The sequence below is a fragment of the Micromonospora sp. KC606 genome (genome assembly GCF_004348675.1).
In the GTDB taxonomy this organism is placed as follows: domain Bacteria; phylum Actinomycetota; class Actinomycetes; order Mycobacteriales; family Micromonosporaceae; genus Micromonospora.
Genome location: NZ_SMKN01000020.1, coordinates 16,149 through 31,410, shown reverse-complemented (window position 1 = coordinate 31,410; position 15,262 = coordinate 16,149). Strand labels below are relative to the sequence as shown.

The 15,262-nt window shown below is 68.9% G+C and carries 15 protein-coding genes and 2 pseudogenes; 12 read left to right on the top strand and 5 right to left on the bottom strand.

Going from position 1 to position 15,262, the window contains the following annotated elements; translation table 11 throughout:
- Nucleotides 1–440: 440 nt before the first annotated feature.
- The 8 genes from E1193_RS07740 to E1193_RS07705 are packed head-to-tail and all read left to right on the top strand — an operon-like array spanning nucleotide 441 to nucleotide 8,575.
- Nucleotides 441–1,535, top strand: a complete 1,095-nt coding sequence (locus E1193_RS07740) for an alcohol dehydrogenase catalytic domain-containing protein (protein WP_132181633.1) — start codon at nucleotides 441–443, stop codon at nucleotides 1,533–1,535.
- A gap of 24 nt (nucleotides 1,536–1,559) precedes the next feature.
- Nucleotides 1,560–2,390 (top strand): MoaF C-terminal domain-containing protein, encoded by an 831-nt coding sequence (locus E1193_RS07735; protein WP_132181631.1) that lies wholly within the window; start codon nucleotides 1,560–1,562, stop codon nucleotides 2,388–2,390.
- 12 nt (nucleotides 2,391–2,402) lie between these two features.
- A complete protein-coding gene (locus tag E1193_RS07730; protein WP_132181629.1) occupies nucleotides 2,403–2,792 on the top strand; it encodes a nuclear transport factor 2 family protein in 390 nt (129 codons plus the stop codon).
- On the top strand, nucleotides 2,780–4,306 hold the full coding sequence (locus E1193_RS07725) for a fumarylacetoacetate hydrolase family protein (RefSeq protein ID WP_132181627.1): 1,527 nt from the start codon (nucleotides 2,780–2,782) through the stop codon (nucleotides 4,304–4,306). Before E1193_RS07730 ends, E1193_RS07725 begins: the two co-directional genes overlap by 13 nt.
- On the top strand, nucleotides 4,299–5,837 hold the full coding sequence (gene hpaE / locus E1193_RS07720; protein WP_243707375.1) for a 5-carboxymethyl-2-hydroxymuconate semialdehyde dehydrogenase: 1,539 nt from the start codon (nucleotides 4,299–4,301) through the stop codon (nucleotides 5,835–5,837). The genes E1193_RS07725 and hpaE overlap by 8 nt, the downstream gene beginning before the upstream one ends.
- Before the next feature lie 11 nt (nucleotides 5,838–5,848).
- Nucleotides 5,849–6,988, top strand: a complete 1,140-nt coding sequence (gene hpaD / locus E1193_RS07715; protein WP_132181623.1) for a 3,4-dihydroxyphenylacetate 2,3-dioxygenase — start codon at nucleotides 5,849–5,851, stop codon at nucleotides 6,986–6,988.
- A gap of 19 nt (nucleotides 6,989–7,007) precedes the next feature.
- Nucleotides 7,008–7,793, top strand: a complete 786-nt coding sequence (gene hpaH / locus E1193_RS07710; RefSeq protein ID WP_132181621.1) for a 2-oxo-hept-4-ene-1,7-dioate hydratase — start codon at nucleotides 7,008–7,010, stop codon at nucleotides 7,791–7,793.
- Nucleotides 7,778–8,575 (top strand): HpcH/HpaI aldolase/citrate lyase family protein, encoded by a 798-nt coding sequence (locus tag E1193_RS07705; protein ID WP_132181619.1) that lies wholly within the window; start codon nucleotides 7,778–7,780, stop codon nucleotides 8,573–8,575. The genes hpaH and E1193_RS07705 overlap by 16 nt, the downstream gene beginning before the upstream one ends.
- Here E1193_RS07705 and E1193_RS07700 read toward each other — a convergent pair.
- Entirely contained in the window at nucleotides 8,569–9,303 is a 735-nt protein-coding gene (locus tag E1193_RS07700; RefSeq protein ID WP_279433308.1) for a GntR family transcriptional regulator, read from the bottom strand. The genes E1193_RS07705 and E1193_RS07700 overlap by 7 nt on opposite strands.
- 254 nt (nucleotides 9,304–9,557) lie before the next feature.
- Here E1193_RS07700 and E1193_RS07695 point away from each other — a divergent pair, with 254 nt between their 5' ends.
- The 3 genes and pseudogenes from E1193_RS07695 to E1193_RS07685 form a co-directional block, all read left to right on the top strand.
- Entirely contained in the window at nucleotides 9,558–9,839 is a 282-nt protein-coding gene (locus E1193_RS07695; protein ID WP_165945675.1) for a helix-turn-helix domain-containing protein, read from the top strand.
- An 11-nt stretch (nucleotides 9,840–9,850) separates the two neighbouring features.
- The gene (locus tag E1193_RS07690; protein ID WP_132181615.1) at nucleotides 9,851–10,828 is read left to right on the top strand and encodes a helix-turn-helix domain-containing protein; all 978 of its coding nucleotides are present in this window, start codon (nucleotides 9,851–9,853) and stop codon (nucleotides 10,826–10,828) included.
- 221 nt (nucleotides 10,829–11,049) lie between these two features.
- Nucleotides 11,050–11,620 (top strand): annotated as a pseudogene (locus tag E1193_RS07685) (transposase); the annotation flags it as partial.
- 421 nt (nucleotides 11,621–12,041) lie between these two features.
- On the opposite strand, the gene E1193_RS07675 reads toward E1193_RS07685, so the two are convergent.
- On the bottom strand, nucleotides 12,042–12,293 hold the full coding sequence (locus tag E1193_RS07675; protein WP_132181613.1) for a hypothetical protein: 252 nt from the start codon (nucleotides 12,291–12,293) through the stop codon (nucleotides 12,042–12,044).
- A 35-nt stretch (nucleotides 12,294–12,328) separates the two neighbouring features.
- Here E1193_RS07675 and E1193_RS07670 point away from each other — a divergent pair.
- Nucleotides 12,329–12,729 (top strand): annotated as a pseudogene (locus E1193_RS07670) (sphingosine kinase); the annotation flags it as partial.
- Here the strand turns inward: E1193_RS07670 and E1193_RS07665 are convergent.
- From E1193_RS07665 to E1193_RS07655, 3 genes are all read right to left on the bottom strand, one after another.
- Complete coding sequence (locus E1193_RS07665; protein ID WP_132181611.1) at nucleotides 12,692–13,684, bottom strand: EamA family transporter; 993 nt, start codon at nucleotides 13,682–13,684, stop codon at nucleotides 12,692–12,694. The pseudogene E1193_RS07670 and the gene E1193_RS07665 sit on opposite strands and share 38 nt — an antisense overlap.
- A complete protein-coding gene (locus tag E1193_RS07660) occupies nucleotides 13,681–14,409 on the bottom strand; it encodes a TetR/AcrR family transcriptional regulator (protein ID WP_132181609.1) in 729 nt (242 codons plus the stop codon). Before E1193_RS07660 ends, E1193_RS07665 begins: the two co-directional genes overlap by 4 nt.
- An 80-nt stretch (nucleotides 14,410–14,489) precedes the next feature.
- Entirely contained in the window at nucleotides 14,490–15,254 is a 765-nt protein-coding gene (locus E1193_RS07655) for an HAD-IA family hydrolase (RefSeq protein WP_207922620.1), read from the bottom strand.
- Nucleotides 15,255–15,262: the final 8 nt, after the last annotated feature.

Sequence of the window (15,262 nt, the reverse complement as noted above, 5' to 3'; positions counted from 1 at the left end):
CGGAGGCAACGGGATACCGATTTCACGCTCAGGACGGGGTTTGCGCCTGATCGAGGGGAGTTCCTGCGGTCCACCCCGCGCAAGTGGGACAGGCCCCGGTCTTCGACCGGGGTTTCGTCCATTTCGCGGCCGGCTTGAGGTGCGACGGCTTCGTCGCCCTCGCGATGTTCGGCTGGTGCCGTCGCTTCGACGTGTCTCTCCTTCGCCGCCGGGCTTGCCCCGATCGACGGGGCTCAAAACCGTCCTCGACATCACGCCCGATGGCCTCAAGCTGATCGACCTCGCACCGACCGTCACGCTCGACCGGGTACGTCAGTCGACCGGCCCGGAAATCACGCTGAGTATTTCTGCACTGCGGAGCAACGGCTCCGCACGCTCGCGCAAGCCGCCGCACGCTCGGTCCTTGAAGGATCGGAGGTATTCGACAGGCAGGAGGCGCGATGCCGAAGGAAGCCGTCCAGGTCGTCTTCACATCCAAGGGAGTCGTCGCCGTGGAGCGGTCCGAGGTACCGGTCGCAGGCACCGGCGAACTGGTCGTCCGTATCGACCGGGTCGGCGTCTGCGGGACCGACCTGCACCTCCTCGACGGCCACATCGGGGACCCGTTTCCGCTGGTTCCCGGCCACGAGTTCGTCGGCGTCGTGGCGGAGGTCGGTCCCGGTGACGAGCGCGGGCTGGCTGCCGGCGACCGGGTGGCGGTCGAGATGCTCGTGGTCTGCGGGCGGTGTGACCGCTGCCGCGAAGGCCGGCGCAACCTGTGCGTACGCGACGATCCGGCGACACACCCAGGCGCGGGCCGCCAGATGGGCGTCAACATCCCGCGCTCGGTCAGGCCGTTCGCCGGTGGCTATGCCACCCACCTGGTGGCTCCGCGCGACGCTGTCGTACACCGCATCCCCGATGGCGTTCCGCTCGAGACGGCCGTGCTCGTCGAGCCGCTCGCCGTCTCGGTCCGGGCGGTCGAACGGGGCAGGATCAGCGTCGGGGACACGGTGGCGATCATCGGCCCGGGGCCGATCGGCCTCCTCGCCGCGGCGGCAGCCGTCAGCGCCGGAGCCACCGAGATCGTGGTCGTCGGCGGTCGGACCGCGAGACGCATGCTCGCTCACTCCTTCGGCGCCACCCACACGGTCGCCGGGAGCGGCGAAGCGGCATTCGCCGAGGTCCGCCAGATCATCCCCGGCGGACCCGACGTGGTCATCGAGTGCGCGGGCAACACCCGTGCACAGCTGGACGCCATCCGGATGGTACGCCGCGGTGGGCGGGTCGTCCTCGCGGGCGCCTGCGGCTCCGGGCTGACCCTCTGCATCCCCTCGGACGACCTCCTGCTGACCCGGGAGATCGACCTGCTGCCGTCCTTCCTCGCGGCTGGCGGCTACGAGCGCGCTCTCAAGTTGCTCGACCAAGCGCGGTTCCCGTACGCGTCGCTGGTCACCCACGTCTACGCCCTCGACGAAGTCGAAAAGGCCTTCGCCGCCGTCAATGCACGCAGCGAGGGACTCATCAAGGCCGTCCTGGTCCCGCCCGCGGACTGATCCCACCACCCACCAGGAGTACCGATGACCCACACCGAGCAGGTCAGCGTCTCGGATCGGACCAAGGACGCGAACCAAGACCATTGGAAGACCTATGACGACTTCGCTGCCGGGATCGACACGTACCGGATGCCCGGCGCCGACCTCAGCGGGCGCCGGATCGCGTTCACCTTCGACTGCGCCACTCGACTCAGCCTGGACTTCGTCGACGGCGACAGTGTCCGGTGGACCTCCGCAGAACTGCTCTCGGCGACCGATGGCAGCCTCGACCCGTACGACGCCGTCCGGGTCCGCGACGACGTCATCTTCCTGAACATCCCCCTGACCACGCGAACCGAGGACGCCGTCACCGTCTTCTGGTCGGACACCACGGGGCGCGCCCTGCTGGTGCACTCGGTCATCGGCGACCCCACCCCCGGCGTACCCCATGTGCGACAAAGCTTCTCGGCCGGCGAGGTGGAGGGCGTGGTCGTGACCGGCGCCAAACCCGGCCCGACCCGCGATCTCGTAGGCTTCCGCGAAGTCGTCCGCTACAGCCCGAGTCACCTCTACGACCACGTCTTCCTCTCCACGGAGCGGTACTGCTGGCAGTGCCTGCAGGGCGAGCAGCGCGGGCACGGCGACGTCGACATGGCAACGACCTGGAAGTTCGACGAGACCGGCCTGTACCTGTTCACCTTCCGCGAATTCGTCATTCCCGTGGCGAGCGTCTGGCTCCACGACCTCGGCTACGCGCTCCGCACCACTGGCGTCTTCATTGGAGTCGGAGCCGACGGGAAGGCAGACCACCGCCGAGCCGGCGGTCACATTTATCCGCTGGGGACGATCAAGTACCCCGACGTCCAGCCGGTATGAGGAGAAGAACCAATGGCCACGAACCACGAGATCATCACCGAGCACTACGCGGCCTCCGATGCCGGGGACCTCGCCGGCATGCTCGCACCGCTCACGCAGGAGACGCGCTGGACCGAAGCGGCGGGCTTTCCTTGCGCGGGCACCTACGTCGGTCCCGACGCGGTGGCCGAAAACGTGTTCGACGCCCTGCAGAAGATGTTCGACGGCTTCACGTTGCGCGTCGATGAAGTGGTCGACGCGGGTGAGGTGCAGATCGGGATCGGGACCTACACGGGCACCTACCGCGCCACGGGCAAGGCGTTCCGTGCCCGGGTCGCCCACATCTGGCGCCTGGCTGACGGCAAGGTCATCAGCTTCGAGCAGATCACCGACACGCTGATGGTGGACCGGTGCATGCATTGACGACCTCCCCGACGGATCCTCGCTTCGCCGGCCTCCCTGACCGGCCGGGCAAGATCGTCGCGGTCCACCTCAGCTACACATCCCGCGCAGATCAGCGCGGACGCCGGCCCGCCGCGCCGTCGTACTTCCTGAAGCCGTCGAGCTCGGTTGCGGCTTCGGGGTCGGACATCGAGCGGCCGGCCGGGACCGAACTGCTCGCCTTTGAGGGCGAGATCGCGCTGGTGATTGGCACGGAGGCGCGCCGGGTCCAGCTGCAAAATGCGTGGTCGTACGTCGGCTGGGTCACCGCCGCCAACGACTTCGGGCTCTACGACCTGCGGGCGAACGACCGCGGCTCGAACCTGCGCTCCAAGGGTGGCGACGGATTCACCCCGATCGGCCCCGACCTCATCGACGCCAGCAGCGTCGACCCGAGTTCCTTGCGAGTCCGCACCTGGGTCAACGGAGGCCTGGTGCAAGAGGGAACGACCTCCGAGCTGTTGTTCCCCCTCGCGCAGATCGTTGCCGATCTGTCCCAGCACTTCACCCTCGAGGTCGGCGACGTGATCCTGACGGGGACACCGGCGGGCTCGTCGGTCGTCCTTCCCGGAGACGTCGTCGAAGTCGAGGTCGACGCACCCTACGCAATCGGTTCACCGCGCAGCGGGCGGCTTCGGACGTCGGTCGTCGCAGGTGCTCGCCATTTCGACCCTGCGCTCGGATCGCTTCCCGAGGTGGACGACATTCAGCGTGCCGAGGCCTGGGGCACCCGCGAGGCCCCCGGGGCGCCAGCACCCGGCGCCTCGGCGCTCTCGCCCGACCTGCGCGCACGGCTCGAGCGGGTCCCTGTGGCCGCACTGGCGCAGCAGCTTCGCAGACAAGGCCTCAACACGGTGACCATCGACGGTGTGCGACCGATGCGCCGGGGGGACAAGCTGGTCGGCGTCGCGAAGACCCTCCGCTTCGTTCCCGGCCGTGAGGACCTCTTCGCCTCCCACGGTGGCGGCTTCAACGCACAGAAGAAGGCCTTCGACAGCGTCGGGCAGGGCGAGGTCATCGTGATCGAAGCACGTGGCGAGACCGGCTCCGGCACACTCGGCGACATCCTCGCGATCCGCGCGCACGCACGCGGCGCCGCGGGGGTCGTGACCGACGGAGGGGTGCGTGACTACGACGCCATCGCCGCCGTCGGCATCCCCGTGTACGCCGCTGGCGCGCACCCCGCCGTCCTCGGTCGCCGTCACGTCCCGTGGGAGGTCGACGTCACGATCGCCTGCGGCGGCACCACGGTCCAACCGGGCGACATCGTGGTCGGAGACAGCGACGGAGTCATCGTCATTCCACCCGACCTCGCCGTCGAGGTCGTCGAGGCAGCCATGAGACAGGAGGAGCAGGACGCGTGGGTCGCCGAGCGGATCGCCCAAGGGCATCCCATCGACGGTCTGTTCCCGATGAATGCCGAGTGGCAGGCGAAGTACCGCGCCTGGCAGGCCGACCCGACAACAGCAGAGGAACCAGGAAACGCCCGTGGCTGAACTCACGCTTCCGCTCGATCGCCAGTACATCCCCGCAGACCTGCCAAAGCGCATTCGGCACTACATCGACAGCTCGTTCGTGGACTCGCTGGACGGTGACACCTTCGACGTCCTCGAACCGGTCTTCAATGGAGTCTATGCCCGTGCGGCAGCCGGGAAGTCCGCCGACGTCGACCGCGCGGTGGACTCGGCGAAGCGTGCCTTCTCCGACGGGCCGTGGCCTCGTCTGCTGCCCCGAGAGCGCTCCCGCGTCCTGCACCGCATCGCCGACATCGTCGAGTCACGCGACGCGCGGCTCGCGGAGCTCGAGTCATTCGACTCGGGCCTGCCGATCAGCCAGGCCCTCGGACAGGCACGACGTGCTGCCGAGAACTTCCGCTTCTTCGCCGACCTGATCGTCGCCCAGACCGACGACACCTCCAAGGTGCCCGGTCGGCAGGTGAACTACGTCAACCGCAAGCCGATCGGAGTGGCCGGCCTGATCACGCCCTGGAACACCCCGTTCATGCTCGAGTCGTGGAAGCTGGCTCCCGCGCTGGCCACCGGCAACACCGTGGTGCTCAAGCCTGCGGAGTTCACGCCGCTCTCGGCGTCCTTGTGGGCGGGCATCTTCGAGGAGGCCGGTCTGCCCCCTGGGGTCTTCAACCTCGTGAACGGTCTCGGGGAAGAAGCCGGTGATGCGCTGGTCAAGCATCCGGACGTCCCGCTGATCTCGTTCACCGGGGAGAGCCGCACGGGACAGCTGATCTTCGCTAACGCGGCACCGTACCTGAAGGGTCTCTCGATGGAGCTGGGCGGGAAGTCCCCGGCCATCGTCTTCGACGACGCCGACCTGGACGCCGCGGTCGACGCCACGATCTTCGGGGTCTTTTCGTTGAACGGCGAGCGCTGCACAGCCGGAAGCCGCATCCTCGTGCAGCGCGGGATTTACGACGAGTTCGTCGAGCGTTACGCAGCGCAGGCCGAGCGCATCGTCGTCGGTTACCCTCACGACCCGAGCACCGAGGTCGGCGCGCTGGTCCATCCGGAGCACTTCGCCAAGGTCATGGAGTACATCGAGGTCGGCAAGACCGAGGGGCGCCTCGTCGTCGGCGGCGGTCAGCCCGAGCGGTTCGCCTTCGGCAACTTCGTCGCACCAACTGTCTTCACCGATGTCGCGCCCGACGCGCGCATCTTCCAGGAAGAGATCTTCGGGCCCGTGGTGGCGATCACGCCCTTCGACTCCGACGCGGAAGCCGTCACGCTCGCGAACGACACCCGGTACGGCTTGGCGGCGTACGTGTGGACCAACGACCTCAAACGTGCGCACAACGTCGCGCACGCGATCGAGGCCGGCATGGTCTGGCTCAACTCCAACAACGTCCGGGACCTGCGAACCCCTTTCGGCGGTGTCAAGGCCTCTGGGCTCGGTCACGAGGGCGGCTACCGCTCCATCGACTTCTACACCGACCAGCAAGCGGTACACATCACGCTCGGGGCCGTGCACAACCCGAGCTTCGGCAAGGTGCCGGACGCCCGTTCCGAGAAGTAAGGACCTGAACCATGGGAAAACACGCTGGCAAGACGCTCACCTCGTCCGGCTACTACATCTCGCCGGAGGCACCCGTTCGCTGCGACAATCCGATCCCGACGCCCAAGGCTGCGCCACCCGACATCCTGCGGTGCGCCTACATGGACCTCGTCGTGACCGACCTCGAGCGCTCGCGCGAGTTCTACGCGGACGTGCTCGGCCTGATCGTGACCGAGGAGGACGAGAACGCGGTGTACCTCCGCACTCTGGAGGACTTCCTGCACCACAACGTCGTGCTCCGACAGGGGCCGGTCGCCGCGGTGGCCGCTGCGTGCTTCCGGGTGCGCGCGCCTGAGGACCTCGACAAGGCCGTGGCCTTCTACACCGAGCTCGGGTGCAGCGTCCAGCGGTGCAAGGAGGGGTTTTCCAAGGGCGTGGGCGATTCCGTGCGCGTCGTGGACCCCCTCGGGTTCCCCTACGAGTTCTTCCACGACGTCGAGCACGTCGAACGGCTCGGCTGGCGGTACGACCTGTTCCCCACCGGCGCGCTGATGCGCCTTGATCACTTCAACCAGGTCACCCCGGACGTGCCTCGTGCCACTCGCTTCCTGCAGGACCTCGGATTTCGGCTCTCCGAGGACATCCAGGACGACGAGGGCACCGTCTACGCCTCCTGGGTACGCCGCTCGGCCACCGTGCACGACACCGCACTGACCGGCGGTGACGGCCCGCGCATGCACCACATGGCGTTCGCCACCCACGAGAGCAGCAACATCCTTGCCCTGTGCGACAAGATCGGTGCTCTCCGCTTGTCGGACTGCATCGAGCGAGGGCCGGGCCGTCACGGCGTCTCCAACGCGTTCTACCTCTACCTTCGCGACCCCGACGGCCACCGCACAGAGGTCTACACGCAGGACTACTACACCGGCGATCCGGACAACCCGGTCATCACCTGGGACGTGCACGACAACCAACGGCGGGACTGGTGGGGCAACCAGGTCGTCCAGTCGTGGTACTCCGAGGCGTCCGTCGTCCTCGACCTCGACGGCAACCCGCAGCCTCTGGTGAGCCGTACCGAATCCTCGGAGCACGCCGTCACCGTCGGCGCGGACGGCTTCTCCTACACCCACCCCCCACAGGACCAGGCGGCTGCCTCCGTCGGTCGCCGCTGAGACGAAGGTGCATGCCGGAATGCTCGACCCTGCCTCCATCAGCGCCATCGCGACGGAGCTCGCGGAAGCCGAGCGGACACATCGCGTGATCCAGCGGATCACAGCCCGGTACCCCGAGGCGACGGTCGAGGACGCTTACGCCATTCAGGGCGTCTGGCGCGACTCGCAGGTCGCTGCCGGGCGTCGCATGGTGGGTCGCAAGATCGGGCTGACTTCCAGGGCGATGCAACAGGCAACCGGGATCACCGAGCCCGACTACGGCGTCATGTTCGACGACACGGTGTGGCCCAACGGGTCGGTGATCCCGTTCGACAAATTCTCGAACGTACGCATCGAGGTCGAGCTCGCCTTCGTCCTCAAGGAGCCGCTGACCGGCCCGCACTGCTCCTGGCTGGAGGTGCTTCGGGCCACCGAGTACGTCATGCCCGCGCTCGAGGTCCTCAACTCCCACATCGAGCTGGAGGGACGAACCATCGTCGACACCATCAGCGACAACGCGGCGTACGGCGGCATGGTGCTCGGCGGGACACCGAGGCATCCCGACACGATCGACCTGCGCTGGGTCGGGGCGCTGCTCTACCGCAACGAGACGATCGAGGAGACCGGAATCGCCGCTGGTGTGCTCAGCCACCCGGCTACCGGAGTCGCGTGGTTGGCGAACAAGCTGCACCAGCACGGAGCGAAGCTGGATGCCGGCGAGATCATCCTTGCCGGTTCCTTCACCAGGCCCATGTGGGTGTCGCGAGGCGACACCGTGTTCTGCGACTACGGACCGATGGGGACGATCACATGCAGCTTCCACTGACGTTCCGCGACCGCCTCGCGCGCGCCAACCGGCCGCTGGCCGGCATCTGGGTGTGCTCCGGGTCGCCACTGATCGCCGAAATCTGCGCCGGCTCGGGCATGGACTGGGCACTCATCGATATGGAGCACTCCCCCAACGGTCCCGAGTCGGTGCTCTCACAGCTCCAGGCAGTGGCACCGTACCCGATCACGCCGGTTGTCCGGGTACCGTCAGTCGACGCCGTGATCATCAAACAGGTTCTCGATCTCGGCGCCCAGAACCTGCTCGTGCCCATGGTCTCGTCAGTTGATGAGGCCCAACGAGCCGCCGAAGCCGTCCGGTACCCGCCGCTCGGTCGACGCGGCGTCGGATCGGCGCTGGCGCGCTCGGCGCGCTGGAGCCGAGTCGAGGACTACCTGGCCACGGCCGATGCTCAGGTATCCCTGTTCGTCCAGATCGAGACGCTCGCGGGCGTCGAGGTCGCTTCCGAGATCGCTGCGGTCGACGGGATCGACGGCGTGTTCGTCGGCCCGAGCGACCTCGCAGCATCCATGGGTCTGCTGGGTCAGCAAGGCCACCCCGATGTCGTCGCGGCAGTCCATCGCACGTTCGAGGCGGTAAGCGCCACGGCCAAGCCGGTGGGCGTCAACGCCTTTGACGCGCGGGTGGCCCAGTCCTACCTGGACGCGGGTGCGTCGTTCGCGCTCGTCGGTGCCGACGTCACCCTGCTCGCTCGTGCCTCGGAGGCACTCGCCGGACGCTGGGTGACGGCCGACGAAAGTGTCGAACGGGCCTCCTACTGAGGGGCCCGATCTGACTCGCCGGCGGCCACGGAAACCGATGACCGTTGACACTGACTGAAATACAGCGCTGCCGTACTGTCTGACCCCGTCCGCTCCACCGCCGATCTCTCGGTCAGGCCAAGGTGCGCGAGCTGGTATTCGCGCATGGCCTGCAGAGTGTTGAGCCGGTGTCGGCGAGTCGCCACCTCGATGTCGAGCGGATCCGCATGAGACTCGATGAGCTCCAGCAGAGCATCATGCTCGTCGATGGACTGACGCGCCCGCTCCGGGACGGAGCTGAAGGTCGACTGGCGCGGCATCTGCAGACGCTGCCATCCGCGGACCACCAGATCGAGGATCTGTGGGTTGGGGCACCTGCAGAACAGCGCCTCGTGGAACTCACGGTTCTTTCGGGTGAAGGCCGCCAGATCGAAGTCGTCGAGGCACTGGCGCAGCTTCTGGTTCGCGCTCCGCGCCCGCCTCAGGTCTTCGGCTCGCACCGACGGTGCCGACAGGCCGGTTGCCGCGCCCTCCACGATCGCGAGGGCTTGCATCGTGTGCTCGTACTCGGCCGTCTCCACCATTCTCACGCGTGCCCCGACGTTGCGCTCGAACTCAACCAGACCCTCGGCCTCCAGCATCCGGAGTGCCTCGCGCACGGGAACCGGACTGACGGCCAGATCGCGGGCGGATCTGGTCCAAAACCAGACGGGCGCCCGGCGCGAAGTCGCCGGAGTCGATGTGGCCACGGATCCAGCGGCGAGCGCGAGTCACCTTGCTCTGGCCAATCACCATTCGGTCCGTCTCATTTCACTTAAGGCCCTTCCTGAATCATATATGATTCGGTATAGTCTTGGCGCCCAGCACACCTCGGGATGCTGGATGACAAGCACCACAGTCGGCCGGGCGTTCGCCACGCGAGGACGGTTCGCCCCGAGCAGGGAGGGTGGACATGTCCGTTCTCGCCGAGCCCCCCTCGGGCCCGGGGCTCGTCCCTCGTGTGATGACGGTGTTGTCCGCCTTCGACGAGAACCACACCGCGGTGAACCTCAGCGACGTCGCCCGACGCGCCGGCCTCCCCCTCTCCACGACACACCGGGTGCTCGGCGAGTTCGAACGCGGCCAGTTCGTCGCCCGAGCTGCCGACGGGTCGTTCGCCGTGGGTGAGGAGTTGTCACGGCTGGGCCGCCGTGCCCCGGAACACGGCGGCGGACAAGATGAGGACCCTGTACCACTGACGGCACCGGCATTTTCGACGGAACACTGCGAGGCACTCACCGTTTGATGGAGGTTGAAATGCCCTTGAATGCCGACTCGGTCACCACGCCCGCGCGGCGGGCTCTCACTCCCCTGCAGCGATGGCAGTCCGTCGCGGACTTCCGCGACCTGGTAAGCCAGACCTTCGTGCCCCTCCAGGTGTCGACACGGCGGCCCCACCACTTTCACGCGGCGACGCGGGCCACCACCGCGCACGACTTCAAAATCATCGAGATCGTCGCCGATGAACACGTCGTCGAGCGCACTCGGCGGCTGATCGACGACGCGGCGAAGGAGCCCTGTTACAAGCTCAGCTTGATGCTGGAGGGCAGCGGCTACATCTGCCAGGACGGGCGCGACGCGGTGCTCGGTCCAGGCGACCTCGTCGTCTACGACACCTCTCGTCCCTACACCCTCGCGTTCGACGACTCCAGCATCCGGTCGGTCGTCGCGGTCCTCCCCAAGCGCCTGGTCGAGCTCTCCACCGATCGTGTGGCACAGCTGACTGCGACCGCCCTGAGCAAGGACGACCAGCTCGGCGGGATGGTCGGAACCGTCCTCTCCCAGCTCGCCGGGCGCCTCGAGCTCGTCAACGCCACCACCGGCTGGCGGTTGGCTCGCAACGCCATCGACCTGGTCAACATCCTGCTGCGGGACTCCCTCCACGAGGACCCGACGCTGCCCGCGGCACGTCTGCTCGACGCGATCTACGCCTACATCGAGGAGCACCTCGCCGACCCTGATTTGTCTCCCTCAGCGATCGCCGCCGCCCACTACATCTCCGTGCGCTACCTGCACACGCTGTTCCAGAACACCGGGACGTCGGTGTCCGCCTTTGTCCGCACGCGCCGCCTCGAACGATGCCGCACAGATTTGGCAGACCCCACACACGCCAGTGAGACCGTGACAGCAATCTCCTCGCGCTGGTCGTTCGCCGACGCAGCCCACTTCTCCCGGACGTTCAAGTCGGCGTACGGGCTGACGCCGACAGAGTTCCGCGCCCAGATCTGGGCCTGAGCTCACGTCCGGGCGAACCCCGGACCCGGTCGAAGTCCTTCGCGACCTGACCGACAATGCGGTCGCCGCGCTGGCACAACTCGACGATCTCGGCCTTGAACTCCGCCGTGAATGCTCGACGCGGCCGTTACCGCTTCTTACCCATGCTCTCCATGATGGTGGACATCCTTCCGGAGCCGTCCGGCTCCCGATCTCGGATGTCCGTCAAATCGGGTCAGGCCCAGCAGGTCAAGGCTGTGGTCAAGGAGTTGGCGGGCCGGGCAGGGGCGCGTCTGCTGGCGATACTGGCCATGGGCTTGTCCCGTCACACGGCTTTGCGCGCTCTGCTGCGCATCCCGTTGCCCGCCGGGGCGGACGCCTCGTGTGATCGGCGTTGACGATTTTGCTCTGCGCCGGCGGCACCGCTATGCCACGGTGGTGATCGACGCCGAGACCCATGAGCGGATCGACGTATTGCCCGACCGCACCGCCGACACGCTGGAAGCGTGGCTGCGTGAGCATCCGGGCGTCGAGGTCGTGTGCCGCGCCGGCTCCGCTACCTATGCCGAGGCCATCCGCCGTGCCCTGCCCGCCGCGGTGCAGGTCGCGGACCGATGGCATCTGTGGCACAACCTGTGCGAAGCCGCCCTGAGTGAGGTGAAGGCGCACAGCACCTGCTGGGCCGGCGTGCTGGAGGCGCCCCTGTATGACGGGCCCCGCGCGCGGACGACTCTGGAACGCTGGCACCAGGCCCACAACCTGCTTGACCAGGGCGTGGGCCTACTGGAGTGCGCCCGCCGTCTGCAGTTGGCCCGACAACCTCGCGCGCTCTGCGTGCCGCTGCCTCTGGTGGGTAGCCACCCCGACGGATCCGCTCGGTCTGCCCGAGCAGGCTCCGCGTCGAGCAGTGGAAGAACCAGCTGCCGTGACCGCGCTCGGCCAGGCGGGGACACGACGTGCCCCGTCGCCGACCCGTTACCAGGTCCGTACACCGGCACCGCTTGACGATGACACCCTGACTGTTCATGATCTTCGCCTCTGATGTGGTCTGGGCTCATCGTCGCGCAGCGGACAGCGGCCAACGACCGTATCGATTTGTAGGACGCGGCATTTGACAAGAAGCGATGATGTGGGCCAAAACGAGGCGGGAGTCTGGTTACGGTCAGAGACCCTGGCGCTATTCATAAAAGCGGTTTCCTGAACGTTGACCATGCTATAGAGGCGCGCAGGATACTTAATTTGCATGCCACGTCTTCATGAATCGACGAAATAGTTCGGGATGCGCAGTCTTCAGGGCCGCGACGAGGTGGATGGATTGGTCCGCGAGGACGGCGGCGTGCTGGGCGCGAATGGAAGGCGGTGCTGGCCGGTCAAGATTGGCGAAGCACGCCTCCAGGTCGATGAACGTGTTTTCGATGGAGTTGACCAGGTCAGCTACCGGCTCATGCTGGTGACATTCGAGGCAGGAGAGATCGGCTGCGGCCACGAGGCGTTCGAGCCTCTCGGGGCCATGGCCGCCACCGGTACGACCTGGCGATTCTGGTCGAGCTGGCCCGGCTGCGTCCGCGCCGCTACGCGCTGCGCCTCGACGGGGGTGGAGCACACCGTGGATGCGGTGCTCGTGGCGGTGGGCAACGGCGCCAGCTACGGCGGCGGGATGCGGATCTGTCCCGACGCCGTTGCCACCGACGGGCTGCTGGACGTGGTGGTCGGCGGCCGGTTCGACCGGCGCACCCTGATCCGGCTCACACCGTGCGTCCACGCCGGCAACCACGTGACACATTCGAATGGTGCGCCGGTACCGGGCCCGCACGGTGGAGCTGGCGGCCGAGGGAATCACCACGTACGCCGACGGGGAGCGGGCGTCGGAGTTGCCGGTTCGGATCAGTGCCGTGCCGGGGGCGGTCCGGTTGCTGCGCTGAGCGCCGGGTCTGGCGACCCGCCGCCCTGATCCGGCGCCGACGACGTGCGGGTCGTCCCGCTTGTCGCGGTACCGCCCGGGGCGGCGGCGCGGACCGCGCCGACGCTGGCGGCGACCACCAGGCCGATGGCGAGCACCTCCATCAGGTACAACGCCTGGTCGAGCACCAGCCAGCCGGCGAGCGCGGCGACCGCCGGGCCCAAACTCATCAGCACCGCGAAGGTGGCGGTGGGCAGCCGACGCAGTGCCAGCAGTTCCAGGGTGTACGGCAGCACCGAGGCGAGCAGCGCCAGCCCGGCGCCGAGCGCCAGCACGTCGGGGTGCCACAGCCGGTCACCGCCGTCCTGCAGCCCGAGCGGCAGGGTGACCAGGGCGGCCACCGCGAGGGCCAGGGCGAGCCCGTCCGCGCGGGGGAACCGGCCGCCGACCCGGGCCGAGGTGACGATGTACGCCGCCCACATCGCTCCCGCCGCGAGCGCCAGCGCGGCGCCGACCGGGTCGAGCCGGTCGAAGCCGCCCTGGCCGAGCAGGGCCACCCCGGCCAGCGCCAGCCCGGCCCAGCACCAGGCGGCCAGCCGGCGGGCAGCGAGGACGGAGAGGGTGAGCGGCCCCAACACCTCCAGGGTGACCGCCGGCCCGAGCGGAATCCGCTCGATGGCCTGGTAGAAGATCGAGTTCATGCCGGCCAGGGCGAGCCCGAAGGCGAGCACCGCGACCCAGGCGCCCCGGTCGTGCCCGCGCAGCCGGGGCCGGCACACCGCCAGCATGAGCAGCGCGCCGATGGCCAGCCGCAGGGTCACCGTGCCGGCCACGCCGACCCGCGGAAAGATCAGGGCGGCCACCGCCGAGCCGAACTGCACCGACAACGCTCCGCCGAGCACCAGCCCGACCGCCCCCAGCCGCCCGCCGGTGGGGCGGCGCGTTCCGGCTCCTGCCGGCGTGCTGGTGCTGCTCATGCCCGCGACGCCAGCGGCTCGGTGGTCGAGGACCGGTCGTGGCGGGCGATCCGGTCCAGCCACTCGCCGAGCAACGCCCGCTCGGCGTCGGTCAGGTCGTCGGCCACCTCGGGCAGCGCCGCGCGCAGCGCGACGGCGTACCGGAGCGGCCGGTCGGGCGGACGGACGGCCCGGGCGGCGGGGCTGTCGGCGCAGACGGCCGCGACCATCGCCTCCCGGGTGGCGGTGGACAGCGCCGGGTCACCGCCCTGGATCAGGGTGAGGGTCACACCGCAGCTCGCCGCGTGCATCATCTCCGCGGCGGGGTCCACGTTGACGCGCAGCCGACCGGCCTCGGCGACCCGGACGACCAGTTGCCGGAAGATGTCGGCGGCGACCCGGGCGGCGGTGGGGCGCTGGCCGGGGCGCGGTTCGCCGTACATCAGGGTGTGGAAGGCGGGGTTGGTCACCCCGAACCGGACGTGCAGGTCCCAGCCGCGCCGCAGGTCGTCCACCGGGTCGGCGGCGGGTTCCGGGGCGGCCTGCGCGTGCAGGAAGGCGGCGAAGCCGTAGCTGGCCGCCGCGTCGAGCAGACCGCGCATGTCCCCGAACTGGCGGTAGATGGTGGGGGCCTGCACCCCGGCGGCCCGGCTCACCGCGCGGGTGGTGACCGCCTCCCGGCCGCCGTCGGCCAGCAATGCGGCGGCGGCGCGCACGATCCGCTCCCGGGCCGACGTCTCGATCATGGCAGCGACGATAACCTACCGGCGTTAGCGCCGTGCCCAACCGCGGATAACATGATCAAGTTATCGGCGCTAACCGCTGGTCAGCGGGGCAGCGCAAGGTCGAGCGCCGATCCGAGGCCGTTGTCCCGCCCCGGATCGGCGCAGGGCAGCACCAGGACCGCGCAGCCCGCGTGCACCGCGCCCGCGTCAGCCGGGGTGTCACCCACCATCAGGGCGCGTTCCGGGTCCACGCCGAGCATCCCGCACGCCCGCAGGAAGATCCCCGGGTCCGGTTTGCAGCGTCCGACCTCGTACGACAACGCGTACGCGTCGACCAGCGCGTCCAGACCCCAGGCGGCGAGCAGCGGCCGGATGTCGAAGCCGATGTTGCTCACCACCGCCACCTTGACCCCGGCCTCACGCAGCGCCCGAAGCGTCGGCTCGGCGCCCGGGTACGGCACCCAGCCGTCCGGCACGAGCAGCCGCTCGTAGAGCGCGTCGGCGAGGCCCTCGATGCCGGAGTCCACCGTCTCGGCCAGCCCGGTGTACGCCCCGCGGTGCGCGTGCTCGTACAGATCCCGGTCGGCCCAGAGCTCGGCCAGCCGGGGCGGCACCCGCGCCGGCAGCGGCCCGCCAGCCCGGCCGGCGGTGACCAGGCGGTCGGCGAGCGCGGTCGCGCGCATCCGTTCCAGGGTCACCCCGCACGCGGCGGCGGCCTGCCGCACCCACTCGTGGGGCTCCTCCACCTGGGCGAGGGTGCCGTGGAAGTCGAACAGGACCGCTTCCACGTCTCGGCGGGCGGAACCCGGACGGGCGGCGTCGCGGGGGGCACCCGGCGTTCGGGGCGGTTCGGCATGATCCGGCACGTCGTGCA